The 24,536-nt window shown below is 38.5% G+C and carries 22 protein-coding genes; 17 read left to right on the top strand and 5 right to left on the bottom strand.

Features of this window, described 5'->3' with window-relative positions; translation table 11 throughout:
• The 3 genes from AB7E63_RS09645 to AB7E63_RS09635 all read left to right on the top strand — a co-directional run.
• Positions 1-820 (top strand): hypothetical protein (locus tag AB7E63_RS09645; protein WP_428419353.1); only part of this gene is annotated, 820 nt, incomplete at its 5' end.
• Positions 821-823: 3 nt separating this feature from the next.
• Positions 824-2,623, top strand: coding sequence for a TIGR02452 family protein (locus tag AB7E63_RS09640; protein WP_006341831.1), 1,800 nt, complete (start codon positions 824-826; stop codon positions 2,621-2,623).
• Between the two features lie 152 nt (positions 2,624-2,775).
• Positions 2,776-4,113, top strand: a complete 1,338-nt coding sequence (locus tag AB7E63_RS09635; protein ID WP_006341832.1) for a hypothetical protein — start codon at positions 2,776-2,778, stop codon at positions 4,111-4,113.
• Positions 4,114-4,167: 54 nt separating this feature from the next.
• Here the strand turns inward: AB7E63_RS09635 and topA are convergent, their stop codons facing one another.
• Together topA and dprA are read right to left on the bottom strand one after the other, a co-directional pair.
• Positions 4,168-6,762 (bottom strand): type I DNA topoisomerase, encoded by a 2,595-nt coding sequence (gene topA, locus AB7E63_RS09630; RefSeq protein WP_006341833.1) that lies wholly within the window; start codon positions 6,760-6,762, stop codon positions 4,168-4,170.
• A 34-nt stretch (positions 6,763-6,796) separates the two neighbouring features.
• The gene (gene dprA, locus AB7E63_RS09625) at positions 6,797-7,759 is read right to left on the bottom strand and encodes a DNA-processing protein DprA (RefSeq protein ID WP_006341834.1); all 963 of its coding nucleotides are present in this window, start codon (positions 7,757-7,759) and stop codon (positions 6,797-6,799) included.
• A 447-nt stretch (positions 7,760-8,206) separates the two neighbouring features.
• Between dprA and AB7E63_RS09620 the strand changes: the two genes are divergently transcribed.
• The 3 genes from AB7E63_RS09620 (at position 8,207) to AB7E63_RS09610 (ending at position 10,032) form a co-directional block, all read left to right on the top strand.
• Entirely contained in the window at positions 8,207-8,803 is a 597-nt protein-coding gene (locus AB7E63_RS09620; protein ID WP_006341836.1) for a hypothetical protein, read from the top strand.
• A 147-nt stretch (positions 8,804-8,950) separates the two neighbouring features.
• A complete protein-coding gene (locus AB7E63_RS09615) occupies positions 8,951-9,166 on the top strand; it encodes a hypothetical protein (RefSeq protein WP_006341838.1) in 216 nt (71 codons plus the stop codon).
• Between the two features lie 125 nt (positions 9,167-9,291).
• Positions 9,292-10,032, top strand: coding sequence for an SDR family oxidoreductase (locus tag AB7E63_RS09610; RefSeq protein ID WP_036746384.1), 741 nt, complete (start codon positions 9,292-9,294; stop codon positions 10,030-10,032).
• Here AB7E63_RS09610 and AB7E63_RS09605 read toward each other — a convergent pair.
• Positions 10,029-10,790, bottom strand: a complete 762-nt coding sequence (locus AB7E63_RS09605) for a metallophosphoesterase (protein WP_006341840.1) — start codon at positions 10,788-10,790, stop codon at positions 10,029-10,031. The genes AB7E63_RS09610 and AB7E63_RS09605 overlap by 4 nt on opposite strands.
• A gap of 6 nt (positions 10,791-10,796) precedes the next feature.
• On the bottom strand, positions 10,797-12,110 hold the full coding sequence (gene glgC, locus AB7E63_RS09600) for a glucose-1-phosphate adenylyltransferase (protein ID WP_006341841.1): 1,314 nt from the start codon (positions 12,108-12,110) through the stop codon (positions 10,797-10,799).
• A 241-nt stretch (positions 12,111-12,351) separates the two neighbouring features.
• On the opposite strand from glgC, the gene AB7E63_RS09595 reads away from it, so the two are divergent.
• The 10 genes from AB7E63_RS09595 to AB7E63_RS09550 all read left to right on the top strand — a co-directional run bounded on the left by AB7E63_RS09595 (position 12,352) and on the right by AB7E63_RS09550 (position 22,224).
• Positions 12,352-13,650 carry an OmpP1/FadL family transporter gene (locus tag AB7E63_RS09595; RefSeq protein WP_006341842.1) on the top strand — a complete coding sequence of 433 codons (1,299 nt, stop codon included), beginning with the start codon at positions 12,352-12,354 and terminating at the stop codon, positions 13,648-13,650.
• 305 nt (positions 13,651-13,955) lie between these two features.
• Positions 13,956-14,171, top strand: a complete 216-nt coding sequence (locus AB7E63_RS09590; RefSeq protein WP_226987357.1) for a hypothetical protein — start codon at positions 13,956-13,958, stop codon at positions 14,169-14,171.
• 27 nt (positions 14,172-14,198) lie between these two features.
• Positions 14,199-15,062: a carboxylating nicotinate-nucleotide diphosphorylase gene (nadC, locus tag AB7E63_RS09585; RefSeq protein WP_006341845.1), complete on the top strand. Its 864-nt coding sequence runs from the start codon at positions 14,199-14,201 to the stop codon at positions 15,060-15,062.
• 29 nt (positions 15,063-15,091) lie between these two features.
• Entirely contained in the window at positions 15,092-16,687 is a 1,596-nt protein-coding gene (groL, locus tag AB7E63_RS09580) for a chaperonin GroEL (protein ID WP_006341846.1), read from the top strand.
• Positions 16,688-16,733: 46 nt separating this feature from the next.
• Positions 16,734-17,888: an ABC transporter substrate-binding protein gene (locus AB7E63_RS09575; protein ID WP_039376417.1), complete on the top strand. Its 1,155-nt coding sequence runs from the start codon at positions 16,734-16,736 to the stop codon at positions 17,886-17,888.
• Positions 17,885-18,877: a FecCD family ABC transporter permease gene (locus tag AB7E63_RS09570; protein ID WP_013924607.1), complete on the top strand. Its 993-nt coding sequence runs from the start codon at positions 17,885-17,887 to the stop codon at positions 18,875-18,877. Before AB7E63_RS09575 ends, AB7E63_RS09570 begins: the two co-directional genes overlap by 4 nt.
• Before the next feature lie 2 nt (positions 18,878-18,879).
• Positions 18,880-19,590, top strand: a complete 711-nt coding sequence (locus AB7E63_RS09565) for an ABC transporter ATP-binding protein (protein WP_013924606.1) — start codon at positions 18,880-18,882, stop codon at positions 19,588-19,590.
• 148 nt (positions 19,591-19,738) lie between these two features.
• A complete protein-coding gene (locus tag AB7E63_RS09560; RefSeq protein WP_013924605.1) occupies positions 19,739-21,037 on the top strand; it encodes an F-box protein in 1,299 nt (432 codons plus the stop codon).
• 213 nt (positions 21,038-21,250) lie between these two features.
• On the top strand, positions 21,251-21,889 hold the full coding sequence (locus AB7E63_RS09555) for a hypothetical protein (RefSeq protein WP_237753848.1): 639 nt from the start codon (positions 21,251-21,253) through the stop codon (positions 21,887-21,889).
• Positions 21,890-21,918: 29 nt separating this feature from the next.
• Complete coding sequence (locus AB7E63_RS09550) at positions 21,919-22,224, top strand: hypothetical protein (protein WP_006341853.1); 306 nt, start codon at positions 21,919-21,921, stop codon at positions 22,222-22,224.
• A gap of 148 nt (positions 22,225-22,372) precedes the next feature.
• On the opposite strand, the gene AB7E63_RS09545 is transcribed toward AB7E63_RS09550, so the two are convergent.
• Positions 22,373-22,582 (bottom strand): hypothetical protein, encoded by a 210-nt coding sequence (locus tag AB7E63_RS09545; RefSeq protein ID WP_006341854.1) that lies wholly within the window; start codon positions 22,580-22,582, stop codon positions 22,373-22,375.
• 301 nt (positions 22,583-22,883) lie between these two features.
• Here AB7E63_RS09545 and AB7E63_RS09540 point away from each other — a divergent pair, with 301 nt between their 5' ends.
• The gene (locus AB7E63_RS09540) at positions 22,884-24,116 is read left to right on the top strand and encodes a hypothetical protein (protein WP_006341855.1); all 1,233 of its coding nucleotides are present in this window, start codon (positions 22,884-22,886) and stop codon (positions 24,114-24,116) included.
• Positions 24,117-24,536 lie beyond the last annotated feature (420 nt).

Below are 24,536 nucleotides of genomic sequence, written 5' to 3'. Positions count from 1 at the left end.
TTTTTATTTTGTCGTTTTTCAAAAATTTGAGGTAAAGTACATTCCTCTCGATCCTATACCTAATCGAAATTGGAGGAGAAATCTTCTTAGGGATCAAGTCATTTGTTTTAAGAAAAATATTCATGCTTTTTTATGGTTCCTGGAAAAAACTCCTCATCATTCAGAAATCGCTTTTACTATTGGTTTTGGAGGAAGGGCTCGTTCAAAACAAGAAACCCGTACAGATCAATTTTGGCCCGAACCATTGCTCCATGCTTTAAACCAAAATAAGTCCATTATGAATGTGCTCATTGATACCGATGGGCGGTCATGTTCTCCAAATGATCTGACGGCAATGCTTCTAGATCGAGCCCGTCCCATCCCCGCTTCATTTTGGCAAAATCTTGCGCAAAATGTCGATATTCCTCAATTCAGTTGCGGAATTCCGAGTGAGGAAGATTTAAAAGAAAAAGAAAATTTATCAAGCGCTCAAAAAGAGGTCTCCTTTAGTTGGGAAAGTCAACAGCAGATTGATGAATTTAGGCAAAAATGGTGTGATTTCAATTTACGCTGTTTGGAAGCAGGAAAGAAAGTTTACATTGGATGGTATGTCAATTCGCGGCCTGATCCATGGATCATCAATTTTTACAATGCACATCAAGAAAAATACCAAAATCAGCTTTTCTTTCTAGTCGGTAGCCAAGATTTTGGATGCATCCCGAAAGGTCAATATTCACAAGAAGAAATTAATAAAGCGCGAGATTTTTATGATGCGCAAGATGACGAACATCTGAACGCATACAGTGATCGCTATACTTTTGTCAAAAATGGGAGATTTTAATCTGTGGTTTCTATCAGTTCTTTAGGATGGAATCTTGAAACATTCAAAAATACACTAGATCCTCTAAATAATTTTGAGCTCAAGGCTCAAAAAACGATCATTAAACAACATTTAGCTCCTAAAGATTTGAATATCCTTCAACGCGGATTTTGGGCTCTTGCTAAGCACTCACATGTCTTAAGACGATTTCTTTTTGATGTGCATGTAAAAAAGGATGTTAAACTCATCAAAAATATGGGTGCATATCTTCAAAGAAATCCGAATCCTGAGCTTTTAGACTCTTATAAGAAAACGATTGAACAATTTAATCTTTTTCTAGCGGGTATTGGCAAAAATACCTTCAAAAAATATGAGGTTCAGCTTCCCCTATCCCCGTTTAAGAAATCTGAAAAGGCTCTTTTTGATTTTCTAGATTCCAATAAAAAAAATTTTGGCAGCACACCTCACCGACAAAACTTGCGGATCGAACGTATCAAGCATGATTTTGCAAACTCGGATTCATTTAACGCATTTGTTGATCGGATGAGTGCGCAACCAAATCCAATTCTAAAAGAAAAAATTGGAGAAATTGCCCAATTTTTAGATAAACAAATGCGGGGATATAAGGATCCTGATCAACGCAGTTTTCCTCCTATTTTGGCTAGAAATTTACAACGCAATCCCGACATGTATGCAAAAATGCCTGTTGCAAAAAATCTGCGTCATCCCCCTCTACATTGCTCTAAAAACAGATTTACACATTTATATGATTCTATCTCAAGCATTGAGCATTATAAACAAGAATTCTTCCATGCTTACCCCAGAAAAATTCAAATAACAAATGACTTTTATCTCTTTGATATTCTCGATGTACAATTTCAAAATTTAGCTCTTAAGCTAACTGATTCTCTGAGCTTAAACGATCTTAGAAATCCTACTGATATAGCAACTTTGCATCTTATTCGGGCTAGAAACTATGCGATTGCCACGCGAGATGAAATCTATTGGAATGGGAGACTTATTCCCTCTCATCGCCAAGATTTGTTGCTGAACAAGGCTCAGGAACTAGAGACAAATTTGCACTCATTAACTCTTTGGGATTGGGCTGGATTTTCAGATGACTATTTTGATCATACACCAGGCCCTTTTGCCACAATCATTCAGGTGACCCAGGAAGATACACAGACAGCTATTCAAAGACTTTCTCAAATCGTTCCTGATTCACGAAAAATCGCATGGGTCAATATGGCAAATGCACATCGAACTGGGGGCGGATTTCAAAAAGGGGATAAAGCTCAGGAAGAAATGATCGTCACCCATTGCGATGCAATTGGTATTTTGGCGGCAGTTTCAGGAATTGAAAGTGACGGAAGAATGGGCTATGATGACCAGTGGCATATTCCTCCGGGAGGAAATTACTTTCATCAAACCACGTTTTTCACTACTGATGTGCTGATCACATGTAATAGCATCGTGCATGCTTTTGCAGATTTCAGAAAACAATATCCTGAATCTGAATTTTCAGACTTTAAAGCCAAAAGAAAAGACCTTTTAGATATCCGCTCAGAAGAATACGTAAAGCGGATCAAGCTTGATATGCGAGGCGTTTTGCGTACTGCCAAAGAAAAGCAGCAAGAAGTTCTTATACTCAGTGCAACAGGTTGCGGAGCGTTTGGTCACGACCCTCATGCTGAAGCTAAAGCTTGGAAGGAAGTTTTAAATGAGTCAGAATTTCGAGGCCATTTCAAGCAAGTTGTGTTTGCAATTAAACACGATACCCGAAATCCAAAAAATTTCGAGGCTTTTAATAAAGCCTTCTCTTAGAAATTCAGCCATGTGCATTTCTGCACATGGCTTAGAAATGACTTAATTTGATCGAAAAATATTTAAAAACGATTTACTAGATTTTTTTGTCAGGAAAATGTAAAATATAGCTACATTTTTTAAAAATATATTTATCTTAAAAGGGATTTTTAATGACTTTTTCAATTTTTAATAGCTATGACTATAAAAATAAATCTTTTGCCCTAGCGGCTCTCGACAAATTATCTACTCCATGTCGCTTGGCATTTGGTGGAAAAAAAGTCTATGTTCTATCACAGACTTCCAAAGAGACGTCTACCTCAGCTAGAGTCGCTGCAGTGTTTTTTTCAGTTTTAATTTTTCCTATTGCTGTCATATCAATCTCCAGTCTTGTGATTAAGGCTGCGACACTCCCTTGGATTTGGCAAAAGAAAAATGTAAAAAATCAATCTAAGCAAGCAGAAGAGATGATTAAACAATTTAATGCAACAGGCACTTATGATAAAGCTATTGAAATTTTGATGAAAAGTCCAGAGATTGGAAAAAACCCTGATGTATATGAAAATTTTTCCAACATTGTTAAGACCAAAATTAATGAAAACTGCTCTTTTGAAGATATTTGCGAAGCACTTCCATTTTTTGAGGCAGTGGATGCAATGGAATTGGTTAATCAGGCTGTTGAAGTTAGATTGTCCAATGACTACCAAAATAATAGAAACTTTACAACTGCAAACTCTATCGCCAATTTCATTCAGAAAGCTTCGGAAAAGAACTCCTTTAATGTTAACACCTTTTATAGAAAATTATTTACCAATGCTCTGCGACTAAATACCAATGACGACCTTATGCTTAAGGCGATAAAGATGGACATTGCAGATCCTTTGATCGAAATCTTTCTTAAAAACAATAATTCAAATTCATCTAAACCTATTTTAACTCACCGTGAAGTGAAAGTTTTATTATTTATATTAATAAAGGACTTCAACCTATTCAAAATCTTTGATACACCCGAAGAAATGAAAAAAGTTAGCGAAATTGTCCAAAACATACGCAGCATGAATCAAAAAAGATTCGAATTACTTGGTCAGCTTAAGGAACTCACAGGAGAGAACAGCAAATATTCTCAAGAAAATTGGCCAAGCATTCGTCCTGAATTCACCAAATTTCAAGCATACCTTGGTCAACTAGCTGATGATACAAATGATGAGAAAGAAAAAAAATATTTACTCTCTCTTCAGGAGTTATTTGATCATATGATTGAATTTGTCGATTCCTTTTCAGATAAGCTTTCACTCGAAGAGCTAAAAGCTTTTGAAGAAAGGATAAAAAATAGTGCGGCTGAACATGCAGAAAATACTTCAGTCCCGATTACAGACATCGCAAGCGATGACTTTCTTTTAGCATTGCATCATCGTAAGATGAAGTATATCGCTGATTTTAGTGAAGAAATGAAGATATTTTTGTTGGATAATCATGTGCAGCTTAATGAGAAGCTTGAAAAAGCATCATAGCCTTCATGTAAGAAGCCATGTGCATGTATGTGTACATGCACATGGCTTTTCTTTTTATTGTTTCTTGTGAATATGTTTGCCCAAAACTGCTGTCATTTTAAACATATCCATCGGCTCAGGTCCACCAAACACTTTGGCTAGCGTCGCATCCGGATTGATCTGTCTTTTATTGGCAGAGTCTTGCAATTGATGAGCGCGAATATAATCCCACACTTTTTTCATCACATCGCCACGTGACATTTCATTTGCACCCACAACTTGCGCGAGCTCTGGAGAAAGATCTTGCAAAGGTTGCTGTCTGGTTGACGCCTTTTTCTCCTTCGGTGCTGCTGCTTTTTTAGATGTAGTAGCCTTTTTGGTTGAAGAAGCTGCGCGTTTTTTGGTGGCTTCTTTTTTCCCTTTTCCCGCTTTCTTCACATAAGCCGTACGTGGATGATTATGGTATTTCTCTTGCAATTGAGACAGCTCATTTACAATAACGTCACATTCAGGAAACGTGGAGCAAGAGTAGAATGTTTTCCCAAAACGGGATTTACGCGCGACCATATGACCCGGACAATCAATTGCGACGCAAGCAGGCATTTCTGCCGCAGGAATCACGACTTCCCCTTTTTTAGGAATATTGACAATACCTCTACAATCTGGATACCGGGTGCATCCTAAAAATGCACCAAAACGGCCATGCCGAACTTTCATGTCAGACTGACAATCTGGACATTTTTGATCCCAGTCAAAATCTTCTGCATAATCATCTTTGTTAAAAGAGATCTCTTCAATAGGGGCCGAATAATTACAGTCAGGATAACGGGAACAACCATAGAAGTATTTCGACTTCGACCAAACTTTTTGCAACTTCGCACCGCAACTAGGGCAATCGATATCTGTCATCACTTTTGGCACAAAAGCAGACTTTTCAGCTTCTTCTAAGGTAGGAACAAATTTCAACCAAAAATCTCGAATCAATCCTTTCCAATCTTGCTGATTTTCCGCAATAAGCTCTAATCCATCTTCCATGGAAGCGGTAAATCCAACATTCATGATTTCTTGAAAATTATTTTCCAACATGTTCACAATCACCATGCCGAGTTCGGTTGGCTTTAAACGACCGCTTTCCTTGATGGTGTAATCTCGACTCTGAATCTTATTCATAATGGTCGCGTACGTAGATGGTCTTCCAATGCGACATTTTTCCAATTCTTTAACTAAAGAAGCTTCCGTAAAGCGTGGGGGTGGACGCGTAAAGGCTTGCTCGGAAGTCAACTCAATAAGCTGCAATAATTGCCCCTCTTCTAAATGCGGCAACATTCGCTCTTCATTTTTATCTTCGTCGTCTTCTTTTTCCTCATAAAGGACAAGAAAGCCTTGGAATTTCATTACAGATCCTGTCGCCCGCAGTAAAATTTCCTCTCCCGCTGAAATGTCTGCAGAAACAGTATCATAAATAGCAGGTGTCATTTGGGAAGCCACAAAACGTTTCCAAATGAGTTCGTATAGCAAAAACTGTTCGCGTGTTAGATAATCTTTCAAATGTTCTGGGGGATGCGCCAGGTTGGTTGGTCGAATCGCCTCGTGGGCATCTTGAGCACTTTTACTTGTGGAATAATTACGTGCCTCTGAAGGTAGAAAATCTTTTCCATATTTATTTAAAATAAACTGACGCGCCTCAGCTAAAGCCTCTGGAGCAATACGCACGGAGTCTGTACGCATATAAGTAATCAAACCTTCAGAACCTTCATTGCCAAGATCCACACCTTCGTACAAGGTTTGTGCGATATTCATGGTTCTAGCCGAAGAAAATCCATAGTGACGACTGGCTTCCTGTTGCAGTGTGGATGTAATAAAAGGAGGAACTGGGTTGCGTTTTTTCTCTTTGCGTTCCACTTTTACGACATAGAAAGACTGCGATTTCATCTTGGCTAAGATCGCGTCTGCTTTCTCTTTGCTGTCAATGATAACAACGTCTTTCCCCTCAATAGGTTCCTTTTCAATCCGTTTTCCTGCAATGGAATGCAGACTGGCGCGGAAATTCTTAAGCTCTTCTTTTGTCTTGAGAATGGCGGCTAAATTCCAGTATTCCACAGGTTTAAAAACTTCAATCGCTTTCTCCCGATCGACAACCATTTTTAAAGCAACTGATTGAACTCGACCAGCAGAAACAAAACCTTCTTTACCACGCTGAATCCTTCGATTTAAAATGGGCGAAATCTTATATCCCACAATCCGGTCTAATAAACGACGCGCCTGCTGTGCATTCACTAAAGCGAAATCAATTTCACGCGGGGATTCGAGCGCTTTAACTACAGCTTCTTTCGTAATCGAATTAAAGGACACCCGTTTAATTTTTGTCGAATCAGGCAAAATTTGAGTGATATGCCAAGCAATTGCTTCTCCTTCGCGGTCAGGGTCAGGAGAAAGATAGACCGTATCGACACTTTTGGCAGCCTTGCGCAAATTAGCGATGACCTTCTCTTTGTCTGGCATAATGACATACTTAGGCTCAAAGTCGTGATCAACATCGATTCCAAACTCTTTTTCAGGTAAGTCTCGAATATGCCCAATGGATGACTCAAATATATAGTTTGGTCCGAGAAATTTCTTTAAGGTTTTGATTTTCGCAGGTGACTCTACGATGATCAAGGCTTTAGCCATCTTTTTAAACTCCTATAATAATCAGGGAGAGATATCAATTTAACTTATTTTGAGACATACTTTGGCAGAAATGAGAATTCTTCACTCCTGAAAATTGCAAATCAAGCTGCTGCTCCTTAGAGCGTAACCCCTTATCCACTTGTGCCATAATATCTTTTGCACTTTTAACGGGGTGCGCTTTTCCTTCTTCAATAAGTAAATGATTTCCGCTAAAGCTATCCTCGTTAGCTCTCCCTGGAATAACCAATAATTTTTTCCCTTGTAATATCCCTTTTCGCATCGTAAGCATAGCGCCACTTACTACTGGGGCTTCTATTAAAACTACAGCTTCTGCTAGCCCGCTCACAATTCGGTTGCGTTGCGGAAAATTTTGCCGATTAGGAGGTGTCAACATCGGATATTCAGTGATCACAGCCCCTTCTCGTTCGATTAATCGCGCAAGATCTCGATTTTCATAAGGATAAAGATGAGAGAGCCCAGATCCAATAACAGCAAGCGTTTTTCCTGTTTGCAGAGCACCTTGATGAGCTGCGGTATCAACGCCTTTCGCTAGACCACTTACGACTACAATCCCTAAACCAGCAAGATCCATACCAAATGAATATGCCAGTTCCCTGCCATATTGGCTCGCTTGCCTACTTCCAATAATTGCAACTCCTTTGAATTGCTCAATCGGCCACTTTCCCTTTACATAAAGAAGAACGGGGAAGTCTGAAATCTGCAGCAATTGCTGAGGATAAGCCTGATCTGTATACGAGACTAAATACACTCCCTCTTTTGCTGCAAGCTCCAAATTGCGTTTCCAATCATCGTTTTCTTTCCATGTAGTCCAATAGGGAAGACATTTGGATTTAGTCCCCAAAATTGTCTCAATCACTTTAACTTCTGCTTCCAAAGCTGTTAACGCAGAACCGAAATACCCAATCAATAATCGAATTTTGACAGAACCAAGATAAGGAATTTGCGTTAAAATCGAAAGCGCTATGAGATCATCCACAAAATCTATTCCTTTTTTCTGTTTTTTTCTACTAGCTAAAGGATTGCGATGAATGTGCCGTTTTTTTGAACAACAATCAAGATGAATTTCACATAACGAATGATATTTTCACTGAATTTTATCGAAAAACGATATCGCAAAGAGAAGAAAATGAAACAAAAAAGCTAAAGGCAAAAACATGAAAAAAATCTTATCATAAGGAAATAGGATTTAAAGCGCAAGCCTTCGTTAAAAATTGCCAATTCGAATAAAGACAAGAATTGATATTTTTTTCGCAGAAAAATTTAGCTTAAAACCTTATCTAGCTTAATTGTTTATCAAACAGTATTTTATCCATTAATAATGGAAATGTTTATTAAGATCGATTACTATTTATCACCTTTATAAAACTTCTTAATCCAATTAAATGATTTTAATATTGATATTCTTGAATTAGCTTGCTTATTTGTGAATCAACAATCTTCTTTTGACGAAAACTTAATCCTCAATTTCCCTCTCTTTCCCGATTTATTTCAATTTGTTTGCACTTATTCTTTAGATGATATGTGCAATGCTCTTATCAATGCTTCATTAAGTGAACAAAGACTGGATGCCGTATTAAAAGCAGATTTAAAAACCATCATTATGAATGCTGCTTTAGATCCAAATAAGCGCAAATTTGCTTGTTTCATTCTTCTTTTAAACAGAAAAAATCGTACCGACTATCAATTGATTAAGAATCTTATTAAACATTTTATCACATGGAATACGCAAGATTCTCTCGATGAGTTATTCGAATGGATTTTGGGAGATGAAAAACAAGATTTTTCTTATCGATCTCAATATCTTTACCTCCTATTTGAAATGATTGGTGATAAAGAAATTAAAGGCATCCACAACCAAATCGATTTTTTATTCGGTGCACTTGGAAAATTAAATAGCCACTTACTACTTTTGCACTCGCATAAGATGACACAACTATTAAAACAATATCCCTTACTACCTTCACATATGATAACACAGTTAGCAAGACAAGACTCCCTCCTACCTTTTCATCCCTCATGAACAAATGTATGAGACCATTGCAACCTTCATCCAAACAATTATGGATTTAGAAAGTAGCTTAGTAAGCGCTCAATTCAATCAACGCACACAGGATGCCTTGGCACAAGATACACTTAGTAGTTTCTTAACCTGAGTACCAGATTTTTATTGGCACATTTACTTTCTGAATTACCACCTTCTGACTATTCAACTCAAAGTTCATCTAGGGAAGATGTTCAGGATGAAATAAGTATTGCTAACAGAAAACGTCAACTTATAGCTATTCAAGGTGTTAAAAAAGAACTCACAGATGAAGAATCCGAAAAAATAGATCCAGCAAAAAGACGTCGCTTAGAAAAAGGAAAAGACAAAACGGACGAATAGCCACACACTAGTCTCTTTGAGAGCATTATCTCTGCACTCTTATTTGAGTTTTTTCATCTTATCCGATTGCCAATTGACAATTAAAATTTTTCCCGTTAATTAAGAAAAAAATTAGGGGGAAAATGATGTCAAATAATCTGAAAAACAAAGTGATTGCAATTACAGGTGCAAGCAGCGGAATTGGAGAGGCCACTGCAAGATGGCTGGCTCAACAGGGTGCTAAGGTAGTGATTGGAGCAAGGCGTAAGGATCGTTTGGAAAAAATTAAGAATGAAATTCAGGCAGCTGGTGGTGAAGTCCTTTCATTTTCGGTGGATGTCACAAAACGTCAGGAAATGAAAGCGTTTGCAGAAGCTGCTGTCAAGCAATATGGTCGATTGGATGTTTTTATTAATAATGCTGGAATCATGCCTCTCTCCTTCTTGGCTGAAAACAAAGTGGATGAGTGGGATCAGATGATTGATATTAATATTAAAGGTGTTCTATACGGAATCGCAGCAGCACTCCCCCATTTTCAGGCTCAAAATAGCGGTCACTTGATCAATATTTCATCTGTTGCAGGACATATCGTCTTTCCTGGATGCGCTGTGTATTCTGGCACTAAATTTGCCGTTAGGGCAATCTCTGAAGGCTTCAGACAGGAGGTTGGATCAAACATCCGCACAACCATTATTTGTCCAGGAGCTGTCAAATCTGAGCTTGCCTCTCACATCACGGATAAACACGCAGCTGATAGTCTAAAACCGTTTCTTGGCATCGCCATCGATGCTGAAGCGATCGCAAAAGCGATTGCCTATGCTATCGAACAACCCGCTGAAGTTGATGTAAATGAAATTATCGTACGACCCACAGCCCAAACGCTTTAAAATTTAGCGCTCTCATAGATCTTGACAGGCATAAAATCCACATAATCCCCCGCAACGAGAATGTATTTTATGCCATTTCTTTCCCCAAACATGGGAACACCCAAGTTCACGTTGTGTAAATGACCGAAAACACAGATATTTACGCGATACTTTTCTAAGAGCGCAGAAACAGCAGAAGGTTCGAGCGTAGCGCTAATGGGTGGATAATGGGTCATCACAATGCGCAGTTTGTCAGATTCTTTAAACTCCTTCAAACTTGCCTCAAGACGCCCCAATTCGCGGTGAAAAATTTTTTTGGTTTCTTCAACGTCTTCTGGAACTTCCATCTTTTGATTAGCTGGATTTGCAACATAGGGAATGTAGCCATCGAATGAATACTCTGGAGTGTCCCATAAACGCGTCCCCCCAATTCCAACTCCTTGCCAATGAAAGGCGTTGTTTTGGATCACATGCATCGATGGAGGGAGAACCTTGTGAACTTTATTTAACGACGACCACCAATAATCATGGTTCCCTTTAAGCAAAACCTTCGTGCCTGGCAATTTGGCAATCCACTCAAGATCAGGACGAGCTTCTTCAACCTCCTTCCCCCAAGAAATATCTCCAGGAATTAAGATAAGATCCCCTTCCGCAACATGTGCGCTCCAATTAGCCGCAATTTTTTGATGCCAATTTGCCCATCGCTCCCCAAAAATATCCATTTGTTTATCAGGAACGCCAAATGATAAATGCAAATCCGCAAGAGCCCAAATACGCATGTTCGCCTATATAATAAAACCATCCGGCAAGTCAGCTCCCCGCGGAACGATGATGACTCCGTCCCGAATAAAGACATGCTCACCATCATATGTCGTTAATCGATCTTTATTAATTAACTGAACACCATCTCCAATATTCACGTATTTGTCAATAATAGCATGCTCAATCACACAATCTTTTCCGATCGATAAGGTTGAGGGACGATTTTTAATTTGCACGGGAGGTGTGTAAAATTCATTCCCCATCACATAAGAATCGCGAATAATTGCCCCCTTTTTGATGACCGAGCGTGGCCCTAAAATGGTGTTGCTAATACTCGAGGCCTCGACTATAGAGCCTTCACAAATGATGGATTGATTGATCTGGCTATTCGAAATTTTAGCTCCTGGTAAGTAAGAACGACTTGTATAGATGGGATAAGTCTCGTCATAACAATTAAAATGAGGATTTACTTGCGTAAGGGCAATGTTCGCTTCATAAAAAGAGCCAATCGTTCCAATATCTTCCCAATACCCATGATGAATATAAGTATAAACACCCCCCTCTTTCACTTTTGTGGGGATGAGATGCTTGCCAAAATCTTCACGCGAGTCCGTTAATAATAAATCAAAAAGCACTTCACGTTTAAAAAGATAAATGCCCATGGAACCTAAATAGTTTTTCCCTTCAGCATTTGGCAAATAAAAGGGATCTAATTCTTCTTGAGTTTTGGGTTTTTCGCAAAAATCTTTAATTTGAAAATCTTGGTCTACCTTTAAAATTCCCATCCGAGAGGCATCTTTCGCATTGACGGGATGTGAAGCGACCACCAAATCAGCATCATTTTCATGGGCGAATTGGAGCATGGGTCGAAAATCCATGTTGTAAAGCTGATCCCCTGAAAGGATGAGGAAATAGTCAACAGGCGTTTCAATAAAACATTCCAGGCTTTGCCGAACGGCATCAGCAGTTCCCTGATACCAAGTTTTCTTATGAGGTTTCTGCTCTGCCGGAAGTAATTCAATGAAGCCGCCCGAAAAAGGATCGAACTGATAAGTCCGAAAAATATGCTGATGCAAGGAAGAAGAGAGAAACTGGGTCAAAATGAATATTTTTTGATATCCGGAGTTTAAAGAATTGGATATGGAAAAATCAATTAAACGGTAGCGTCCTCCCACAGGGATAGCGGGCTTACATCGGGAAAGGGTTAGGGGGAACAGTCGAACACCTTCGCCTCCTCCTAAAATAATGGATGCAACCCGATCTGTGCGGTGTGTGTGCAAATTGATTGTTTGTGTTAGTGGAGTCGTTTTTACATGGGGTGTGGTTAACAAAGACATTCTTTCTCACAGGTTGAATTTTCAAGATCACCTTATGAAAAAGCCTAGTTTTGTGCAAATATTAAAACGTTTTTTCCGATTGCCGCTAAGGCTGGCGTTGTTTTTTCACGCTATTTTTATTTAAAATATTGCAATAATCAAAAGGATTAGTTTATGAATAAAGCCATCAATTTTATATCGGAACCGCTCATTTTCCCTAAATTGGCAACGATGGAATCAAGCATTTAACGAGGAGTTACTCATGAAATTTCGTTGGCCCCCCTTTTTTTCTGTCATCGGGTTAGCAACTACACTATGCCTAATGACTTCTGATATTCATGCCCTAGTTTTAAGTGTTAAATCCCTAGGAATGGCTGCCGTCGGAGTCGCATACCCTCAAGACTCATTAGTAGGTGGATTTAACCCAGCTGGAACAACAGAAGTTCCTGACCGCCTCGACCTTGGTTTTACATGGGCTAGAGATAGACAAAGAACAAAAATTCATGGGAATTTAATCCCCATCATCGATGGTTCATTTGATGCTGCACGAACGAAAGATGCTTATGCACCTGAATTTGGGCTCATCAAACACATTGGGATCGGCACTTTTTGTGACGTCACATTAGGAATCGTGGCTTATAACAGAAGCTATGTCAAAACAACTTACAAAACAAGTTTTCCGATTTTCGGGACATCTAAGCTCGGCTTGGAATATATCCACGAAACATTGTCACCTTCAATTGCGATGAAGTTTTGGGATCAACTCTCTGTTGGAATTTCCGTTAACTACATGCTACAAAGAATCAAGGTCAACGGCTTGCAACTGATCGATATACCGACACGTACAGCTCACGTAGGTCATGTCACTAACCGTGGATACAACTATTCACAAGGGGTGGGCGTCACATTCGGGATTTTGTGGGATATCACAGACTGCCTCAAAATTGGTGCAACATACCAGCCTGAGACAAGCATGACACGCTTTGGAAGATACACAGGGTTCTTTTCTCAAAGAGGTAAATTCAACATCCCACAAAAAGCTTCCGGTGGTATTTCCTATCGTTTTCTCCCTTGCGCGACAATCGCATTTGACGTCGAGTATATCCCATGGTCCGATATTGCAGCGCTTAGAAATCCTTTGAAAGCCAAATATGTCACAACCACTAACCCTCTCCTTCCTGGATTTGTTCCATCTAGAAGACTTGGAAAAAGTAAGGGTATTGGCTTTGGATGGCGCAATCAAACATTCTATCGCGTAGGCGCTGATTATGCGTTGAATGATCAACTGATTGTAAGAGCTGGTTATCGTTATGCCAAAACGCCGATACGACGTTCTCAAACTGTGACAAACCAATTGCTTGTGGATGTGATCGAACATTATATCACATGTGGAGCGACTTGGAAAGTCACACGCTGTCAAGAAATTTCAGCCTATTACGCTCACGGTTTCTACAACAAAGTGAAAGGAAAAAATTCAATTCCACTTGCTTTTGGTGGGGGCGAATCTGACATTTCACATGAACAAAACGTGGTCGGAATTGCTTGGGGTATGTTTTACTAACCTCAACAAAAAAAACATGTTAAATAAAAGGAGCAAAGACACTTGCTCCTTTTTTTTTTGATTTCAAAAAAGCTTTTCAAGACAGAATTTTTAAATAAATTGATTACGATTTTAAAATCGGGTTTTCTCTTGTTCCTTATTTGCCAATTAGCTATTGTGGATGGATGAGAATTTTATTGAGTTAAGGCATCAAACTCAGGTTTAGATTCCAAAAAATTTTATTTCATGCGCTTGGATCACCAAAAGCGATGTTTGCATGGCAAGATGCCAATACGTTTCCGCAAGATATTATTAAGGAGGGAATTATGGCCTTTAAATTTAGTAAAGATTTAAAAATCATTCTACATCCTTACATCTTCGTACTCAAAGAAGGCAAAATTCAAGAAAACATGCTTGACTATTCTTTGATGATGCTACAAGTAAGTTGTCCTGAAACAATTAAATCCCCTTCTCACGAGAGAAAAAGTCCTTCTTTGCAAGGATTTGAATGGGATTTTCAACAAAATGCAGCTCGCCTTTAGTCCTTTTAGATAAAGAGTGTATTTTTTATGGATATCACAAATTATATTGACCTTTTGCTTGACACTGCCCTTAAAGAGGATATTCGTACTGGAGATATCACTTCAGAAGCATGCATCCCTGAAGACGCCATTTTAACAGGGCGATTTATCGCTAAGCAGGCAGGAATTTTGGCTGGATTACCTTTTCTATCCCTTCTTTTTAAAAAGATTGATCCACGTATTGAGGTTCAGCTTTTAGTCTCTGAAGGATCTTATCAAAAAGCCGGCACAGTCATTGCTAAAGTGTTTGGTCCCGCTCGCGGCATTTTTAGTGGAGAGCGCGTGGCCCTTAACCTTTTGCAACATGCCTCAGGGGTGGCCACCCTTACAAATCAGTATGTAAGAAAAGTCAGCGGCTTCGATTGCTCTATTCTTGACACGCGCAAAACCCTTCCAGGTTTAAGAGCTTTAGAAAAATATGCCGTGACAGTTGGTGGAGGGGTTAATCACCGTTTTGGATTAGACGATCGACTCATCATTAAACGCAATCATTTAGCTTTTGTCGGCACAACCACCCCTCACCCTATCCGTGAAGCCGTCCTACGGGTCAAAAATCATCGTCCAGACCTGCCTATCGAAATCGAAATTCAAGATATCGATCAACTTGCTGAGGCCCTAGACACAGAAGCCGAAACAATTATGTTATGCCGAATGCCTCCACACGAAATCAAAAAATGTGTGCATTTTATTCGTAAAACCGACAAAAAAGTTTTTATCGAATCACTCGGAACAATTACGCTTGAAACCATTCAAGCTTATGCTGAAACAGGTGTAGATGGAATTTCACTTGGTTCACTAACCTTATCTTCACATGCTTTAGATATAGCTATGCGTTTAGCATCAAGTGAATAATATACGAAAAACTCAAGGAGAAAAACAACATGTCTTCAACACCAAAGCAAATCATTTTTGAAGAAGAAGCACGAGAGCTATTGCTTTCAGGAATCAAGAAGCTTGCAGATGTCGTCGCTTTTACTTTAGGTCCTAAAGGACGCAACGTCGGATTGGAAAAAAGTTGGGGGACTCCTACAATTACCAACGATGGCAGCAGCATTGTGAAAGAGATCAATGTCCAATGCGTTTATGAAAACATGGGCGTTTCCATGGGAAAAGAAGTCGTTCAAAAAATTAAAGAAAAATGTGGCGACGGAACAACAACAGGCACATTACTTCTCAGCGCTCTTGTGGAAAATGGGGTTAAATTAATCGCTTCTGGTGCAAGCCCTATTGGAATTAAAAGAGGAATTGATAAAGCTGTTGAAGCCATTGTCAAAGCAATTTCTACGTCTGCGATTCCCGTAAAAAGCTCTCAAGAAGTTCGTCACATCGCGACAGCTTCAGCATCTGGCAATGAAGAAATTGGTAACCTGATCGCAGAAGCCATGGAAAAAGTAGGCAAATCTGGCGTCATCACAATTGAAGAAGCGAAAGGAATTGAAACAACAATTGAAATCGTCGAAGGGATGCAATTCGATCGCGGTTACATTAGCTCTTATTTTTGCACAAACACAGACAAAATGATTGCGGATATGGCAAATCCTCAAATCCTTCTCGTCGATCGAAAAATTGGTAGCATCCATGAATTGCTTCCAGTGCTTCAAGCGACAGCATCTGCAGGAAAAGAGCTCCTCATTGTGGCAGAGGATATCGAAGGAGATGCCCTGTCAACGCTTGTCGTCAATAAACTCCGAGGGACACTTAAAGTTGTCGCTGTTAAATCTCCTGGTTTTGGCGATCGTAGAAAAGCGATGCTTCAAGATCTCGCCGTGTTAACAGGTGCGACTGTGATTTCAGAAGATGCAGGCATGTCACTAAAAGAAATTCCTGCTTCAGCTCTTGGCTCAGCAGAAAAAATTATTGTGAGCAAAGAAAATACTGTCATCATCCATGGATCCGGTTCTCAAGAAGATATCGATGCAAGAGTGAAACAAATTGAGAATGAGATTGAAATCACCAAAAGCTCTTACGATAAAGAAAAATTAGAAGAACGTAAAGCGAAGCTAAGCGGTGGCGTGGCGGTCATTCGTGTGGGTGCAGCTACAGAACCTGAATTGAAACAGAAAAAGCAGGTTTTCGAAGATAGTTTGAATTCCACTAAAGCAGCTCTTGAAGAAGGGATTGTTCCAGGGGGTGGCGTGGCATTACTTCGCGCCAAGAGCGCGATCGGCCAATTAAAGCTCGTTGGTGATGAAGCAATGGGCGCAACAATTGTTGAAAAAGCATGTGAAACGCCTCTCAAGCAAATTGTGTCCAACGCCGGCTTAGACGGATCTGTTATCCTTGCAGAAGTCTTGAAAGCACCATACAACTTTGGTTACAATGTCGTTTCACAAAAACTTGAAGACTTAGTGGCTTCCGGGGTGATCGATCCTGCGAAAGTTGTTAAAAATGCGCTCATCTATGCGGCTTCAGTTGCAGGCATTGTGCTCATTTCCGAAGCATTAATCGCAGATGCTCCAGAAGATGACGAAGAGTAAACGTTTCTTTTAAATTAAGCGCAGTGTGCAAACACTGCGCTTTTGCATGAATGGCTCTCCCTCCATGGCTTTCAATTGGCAACATCTCTGTCCTTATCTATTTGGGGGAATTTGGATTGCACTTTGGTGGACAATCGCTTTTCATGAATCCTCATCACCCGTATCTATCCCTGTTATCATCTCTGAAAAATTGCATCCAATTGATGATGCATTCAGCCGCCCATATTTGCAAAAAGCTTTACAGGGCGACATCGCGCAGATGGAGTTTCTGTTGATTCAATGGCACCAAGCTGCTGAATCCTTGAAACAAAAAGGTATCTCTCCCATCTGGCAGCTTGAGACCTCTGAATTCTTGCAAGCGCTTCTTCTCATTCAGAACCTGCGCAACCAACCAGAACAAGGGTCTTTAAATTTTTTGCCTCAGACCTATCCTTCGGCTTGTTTTCTTCTCGCCTTGCTTCCGACACAATGCATCACAGCTCTTCCAGATGGATTCCAAATCCAAACACAGCTATTTCATCCTACACAGCTAAAACAAATTCCGATTAATCGTTCTTTATGCTCTTTAGAATACCTATGGAAAGCTAATCCTGCAGTCGCTTTCATTTCTTCGTATTCAAATCCAGCCTTCGTTTCTGCTTTGCACCGGCTTCAAATCCCTTGTATTTCTCTGCCTAATATACATCGCATTCATCAGATTGAAAGCGTTATTCAAACACTTGGAACTTACACGGATACCTCTGAAAAAGCACAATTGCTTTCCCTATTTATTAAAGCAGCCTTAAATGCAATCGACAACAAGATTAGTGAGGCTTTTGCTCACACAAAAAAGCGCCTGCAAACTTTTAAACCTCTTTTTTTATTTCATTATCAACAATTTTCAGTACCTCTTCCATACACGCTTACAGGTGAATTAATTACACGTTTGCACTTCCAAAGCTTCAATAATCCACAGTTGCAGATAACTCCTGAAATGCTGAAAAACTTTGATCCCGATCTTCTTATCATAGCCTCACAAAATGTTGAGACACTGAAAAGGGAACTTTCTCAACTCTCTTTTTTTCCTACATTGAAAGCAGCAAAACTTAACCACATTTTTTGGGTAGATTCGCAGGTGCAACATTCTCCTTCCCAATTTTTTGTGCTGGCGTATTACGATTTAGCTCAACCGATTCTAAGCTACCTGAAGGAGGACCTATGATACCAGCCATGCGCGCTCGTCCCCTTCCGCTGATTTTGATTGTTGCGTATCTTTTGACAATCGGTCTAACTTTATTATATGGGGAAATCCCCTGGTATGATGTTTGGAGTGGTGTATTGGCGAGATGGCACTCTAAATCAGATGCTTGGAATCCTTTATTAGACGATCGATTACCTCGTCTTATGGTTCTCTCATGTACGGGCGCCTCGCTTCCAGTAGCTGGAATTGTGATGCAAGCTATTTTTCGCAATCCTTTAGCCTCTCCAAGCATTTTAGGACTCTCCTCTGGGGCAAACTTTTGTGCCCTGTGCGTCTTCATCATGGGATGGAAAAGCTTTTCTCCGTGCATCCTTCCTCTTGCAGCTGTGAGTGGAGCCTTTCTAACTTTGTTGTTAGTCTATAATTTAGGACGCTTTCGAACTTCACATGCATTCATTTTGGCCGGAATGGCTATCTCAACCTTAATCACTGCAGGACAAGATTTCCTTCTGCAAGCTTTGCGAAATGAGTGGGAGCTTCTACAAACCTTAGCAGAATGGCAAAGTGGCTTTTCGGGTAATGCCAACTGGCAACATGTTTATATGCAATTTCCTCTAGCCTCTCTAGGCTTGATGGGATGTTGGATCTATCGAAAAGAAATCGACTTATTTTCATTTGGTGAAGAACATGCTGCAGCCCTTGGCGTGGATATCGAAAGAACGCGTTGGCATTTATTTATTTGCGTCGCCCTTCTCACTGGAAGCTCCATAGCTGTTTTAGGAATTATTCCTTTTTTAGGACTGATCCTTCCACATGCCATGCGTCTTCTTCATCGACCAACAGCTAAAGATCTTATTCCCTGGAGTGCTTTTGGTGGAGCGTTTTTACTGGTGACCATCGACTTTTTACTTCGCTATTTTTCATTCCCTTACGTAACCTTGGGTAATCTCACAGGGCTTATTGGAGGACTTTTTTTTCTTTACTTATTTTTAAAACCATCATCGCTCTAACTATGCTAAATACATCCAATTTAACTTACGCCATAGGAAATCAGCTCATAATTGAAAAAGCCTCTCTGAGGTTTCTTCCAGGTAACCTTTACGGGTTAATCGGAGCAAATGGATCGGGCAAATCTACGTTATTAAAGCTTTTGGCGGGGATAAAAAGCCCCACAGAGGGTTTTGTTACATTTGAGAATGATGATTTGAAAAATAAAGATCGCAAATGGATAAGCACTCGTATCGCCTTCATGGGAGAAAATCTTTCGATCCCATACCCTTTCACAGCTTATGAGATTGTTTTAATGGGATGCTACTTTTCTCCAATTGATCAGAAAGAAGATTGGGTTCACTCTCTCCTAAATGACGTACAAGCTTTACATTTGGCTCAAAGAATATTTTCCACACTCTCCGCAGGAGAACAGCAAAGAATTTTGATCGCGCAAGCCTTGGCGACGGGGGCATCCGTTCTTTTATTAGACGAACCGACAAGCCATTTAGACATTTATCATTGCCTTGAAATGTGGAGTTATCTAAAAAAATTATCGCACAAAGGAAAAACAATTATTGTCTCCACGCATGACTTTAATGGTGTTGAACAAATTTGTTCTCAAGCCCTCATGATTAATCAAGGAGCCATTTTGGGGCCAGGAAATTTTTCTGATGTCTTAAACTCTTCTCCTTTATCCTATTATTTAAATATTAAATCACACATCAAATATTGAAGAAAAAAAGCAAACTATTTATCTTGTCCAAGCAAGATTTCTAAATATGAGAAAGATAAATGTTTTTTCATGTCATCTTACTCAAGAAATCTTATTTTGACACCTCTTTCGGAAATAAATACCCTAATTTTTTCAGAGAGAATAAACCATGGAAGCCCTTCCAGCCCCATACAGTGCGGTAACGATCATCCAGCCCCTTTTCCCTCATGTCAAAATCGATCTTCCCGAGGAAATTGCGTTAAGAATTTTATCTTTTCTCAATTGGTTCGATTTAATCCATAAAGCCTCACTTACCTGCAGAAGCTGGCGAAGATTAGCTTTAGATTGTGAATTATGGAAAATCACTTTTTCATTTCTTCAAACATTTAAAACTCCTGCAGAAATTTTACAAGAAAAGGAAATTCAGCGGATTTTTCGATTAAACAAACAACTTTTAAACGATGGCTTCTTTCTTACAGGAGAAAAGCTTGAATTTTCAAACGCTAAAATATTAGATTTTCAAATCTCAAATCAGATCTTAACTTGCTCTACCGATTCTCCTCATGGCTATTTTTTTTATGATCTCACCTCAAGCGATTTTAAACAGCTATGTACCATACAAGAAAGATATACCTGTGTCTTTAATGATAAATGGTTGGTGGAATATCCTGAAAAAGAAGCCTCTTTTTTAAATCTGCGTACAAACGGCACAATTTTTTCCCCCATCGAACTTACCGAATCTTTGGATTTGTACCACTATCGCTTATATGGAGATTTTTTGATTGTTGATGAGAGAAGCCCATCGGAGACTCTACTCAGAATTTTCCATTTGCACGATGCATCTTATCTTGAATTCCTAGATAGTCATGCTTGGCATTTTTCGCCGGAACCAAACCCTTCTTTATTTATTTGGCAATTCAATCAAAAACAAATCTGTCAATTCGGGCTCAGCAATCATAACGCCTTAGAGATTGCGCATTTTCCCTGCGATACAGAAATTGAACAGCTGACAGCCTCCCCAAAATATCTTGCAGCAAAAAGTGTGGAAGGAATCCATGTATGGAATCTTTTTTCTCTTAACAAAATCTTCCTGCCTTATCCTGAAATCGAAGATTTTATTATCCAAGGTTCACGTCTTATTATTTTTGCAAACTTTCATTTCAGCATTTACTGTTGCGAAACAGGAAAATGCCTATTCACTTTGGCAACTGCAGATCTTCAATTTAAACAAACCATATTAGACCGTCCTCAATGGGCTTTATATGGAAATTTGCTCTTTTTTAATTCATTGCAAGGAACTTTGCAAATCATTGATCTGTTAAGTGACAAGTGCCTTTGCACAACATTTGCGTGGGAGAATCAATTTTATAAATTTGAATTCGTTGCAAAAACGCAAATCCTCTACGGATTGCATAAAAACGGAATATACAAATATCAGTTCAAACCTCAAAAAAGCCAGTCATTATGATACCTGTTTCACCTTTAAGTTCCCCTGCCATTGAATATAGTTATCCAAAAAAAGCACTTGAATTAATTTTAAAACATTTACCCATTCATGAAATTGCAAAAGTAAGAGCTACCTGTCAATCTTGGCGTACAACATCTAGAAATGCTTTTTCTTTATCTAATGTTCCTCACAGATAGTTTAAAAAAGTTGTTTGGCGAAGAAGGTGCTTTAGAAATGCAAAAATCCTTGCAATTCTACCATTTAATACGCCAAGGTGACGTATTTTTTCCCAAAAATGAGCGGATCCCCGCAACTGCAAGCTATCATGTTTTAGATTTTCAGATTGCCGATCAAAAATTAGTCTTAAAAGTTGCTGATAATTCGAAATATCCCCAACTAATCTTAGTTGATCTGGCAAAAACGACCCACTCCCCTATTCCAGTCAACATATTTAAATATGAAACCGAGAATTTTGCGTTTAATGGAAAAACCATCATCTGCCAATCCCTCTTATTACCTGAGTATGAAAAATCAAAGCAGTATTACACAGCCTTTAAGAATATAGATGAGATTGATTTTACTTTTGTATGCGAAGAATTTTGTGCTCGTTTAGAGCTGTGCGATGATTATGTCCTCGCTGCACATAAATCAGGCGTTATTATTCAAAAACTGGGAGACTTGAGCAGCATCAAACATGCAACTAGCCCCATCTGGTGTTTTATTTCCGCTCCAACGGCACATTTTTTTACATATGACTCTAAAAAAAGAAAATATTTTGTCATACCTTCCTTGAAAGTCCAAGAAATCAAGAGAACTTTTTTAATACCTATCCAATTAAAGAAGTTTCAGTCGAGACAGATGTTCAAGAGCTGAAAGCATCCCGGACATATCTTGTCGCTAAAATGGATCTAAACTTTAATATCTATACGATTAATCGAGATCATTCACCTGTTTTAGCCATGACAATTCATCATCAAGATTTAAGCACAGAGTTTCAAATTCACGGTTCACGCTTGATCGTTTTTGGTGAAACGAAAGTCACTCTTTATTCATTAAAAAATGGAGAACGTCTATTTTTATTCACTTTACATTGTCTGAATGAAAAAGGTCTGTACACAATTGAAAAACAACTTTATGGAAATATTCTTTTTGTAAGGCGGGCAAACGGAATCCTCCAAATTGTTGATCTTTTAACGGGTTTGCCTTAAATCGATGAAGTGATGTTTCCACGTAAATTTTTAAAATTTCACATTGAAAATCACACTCTTTATGCTTTGCACAATGACCATAAAATCCACAAATACGCGTTGCTTCTAAATGTAAAAAGGCCCAAATAATTGGGCCTTTTTTTAAAAATCAATGCACTGCCATCCGACTAGATACACGAACTGGGCGTCTTCGCTCGCTCAGTCTTTTTTCTTGCGTATCCGCAATAAGTTGAGAAACAGGATGGATCACACCGTCATCGCCGTTAATTAAGGACTTGTTCTGCTTTTCCATTTCTTTACGAATCGATTGAATCACTTTTTTTTGAATATATTGACGATGATGGATTGCGTCTTTCATAGAACCCTCCTCGAAATTTGGGTATGAAGATTTAAGAAGAGAGATAATAACCTCTCTATTATAAATTGTATCACAAATCGATTTAAAAATAAAGATTTTACTATTGTGGTTTTTCACACTCAATTAAGCACATAATCTATTTCCTTATAATTTATTCTTTAATTAAGGGGAAAATAGTTGATAAAAAAATGCATTATTTACAATAATAATTTCTTTATAAGAAAAACCAAAAGAACAACTATCATCTTCTATGTCACTAAGTTTTATAATTTTTTTCTCTCAGCAAATTTAAGGATCTATTATGGTAAATTTTAATCAATTCATGTTGGGCATCAATCATGCTAGCCCGGTTGAAGAATCCAAATCTTCTAAAAAGAATTTTAAGAAAAAAATTTCTATAGAACAAGCTATCCAAGCAGTTAGCGGGAACTTTTTCAAAAAACTTATTGCACGCTTGAAATTAGCCTATAAAAATCGAGAATGGTTCAATGAAAAAAACATTAAAGCACGTGTCGCTTCTCATGATTTAAAGGATTTAAAAACACTTTCTGAATTATTTAAAACAACTTATTCAACTTCCTCTAAAGATAATATCTCTAATTTCATGGATAAATTCGTTCTTCCCGCTAGAGACTTGAAAGCCCGAGAACAATTCATGAAAGATTTAGCCCAGAACGAACGTCCAGAAATTGCGGGGATCAACATCAAATATATTTTGCGACTCCAGGAAAAAAATATTAACGCAGTAGACTTAATGAATGATGGTCGGCTCGGCGAGCTTAAGGAAGCAAAAAAAGATACTGACATTGATAACCTCATAAAAGATTTTTTAGGTGATGAATTTATTTCTACTTTGAAAGAATTTACTAATAAAATCGATTTAGATAGCAACGAATTTATTAATCTGCCTTATGTCGTTCATATGTCATTAGAATCTCGCAAATTCCTTACGCAACTAAACAGAAATGGGATTACATTAGAGCGGATTTTTTCCGACACAATAACAACCGAAGAGATTTTAGATTTTATTTCTTGGAATGCTGCAAACGGTTTTTACGAAACGATCAAACGCTTTACGGATCAAGAAGACATTCAAATTGCGCTATTAAAATCATCCTCGAACTCTCCGGAGCGCTTACTCATTCCTGCACTCGTAAGTAGTGGAATAGCGGCTACAGATTTTACAAATGAAATATTCCCCACTCTAAGAGAAATACTATACCAAGCTAGAGATCTTGAAGTGCAAAGGCATTTCATCAAAAAAATATTGATCGACCAACTTCCAGAGAAAGAACGAGTACGCCTTTGGCATAGTATCGATTTTTTTTTTAATGAACCATTTAAATCCAATGAAGATCTTGCGTTAATTTATCCTCTTCTAGAAGATTTTAACTTCGAAGCCGCAGAACTAATTGACAAGTATGTGAACAAAGATGAAGATGGATCGACATTGAATGACTTTGAAAAATTGAAATGTTTGTTGAATGGCCAATCCATTTTAGAAGCAATTAAAGCGTATTTGAATAATAAATAAAATAAACTCTCGATTTCAAAACTAAAGCCATATTCTCATGATTTGGGGATATGGCTTCTCTCAAAATTTTATCTATTTGGAAATCCTTTAATATTCCAATCAATATTTTTTAAAAAATCATTTCATTCTACTTAAGACTATTTATGAAAAAAGAAGAATATGCTATATTTATATAACTTTACTTTAAATTAAAACGTTAGGAAATACATATGGTCAGTTTTAAAGAGCAATTTAATCATTTTCCACTAGGTGTCCCCGGCTACATGGACATCTCTAAGTCTCCTACAAAAAAGCAGGGCTAACGCATGAAGATTTTACTTGATAAATGAAGAGATGATAATTGATCTTGGTTCCTTTTCAAAGGAGCCGTATAATGTTAGATCAATCTATTCAATCAAGTTCGATCATGATTCATTTTTC

The organism is Parachlamydia sp. (assembly GCF_050255895.1).
Lineage (GTDB): Bacteria > Chlamydiota > Chlamydiia > Chlamydiales > Parachlamydiaceae > Parachlamydia > Parachlamydia acanthamoebae.
Note: the sequence above shows the minus strand (reverse complement) of the source record. Positions and strands in the feature narration are given on the sequence as shown.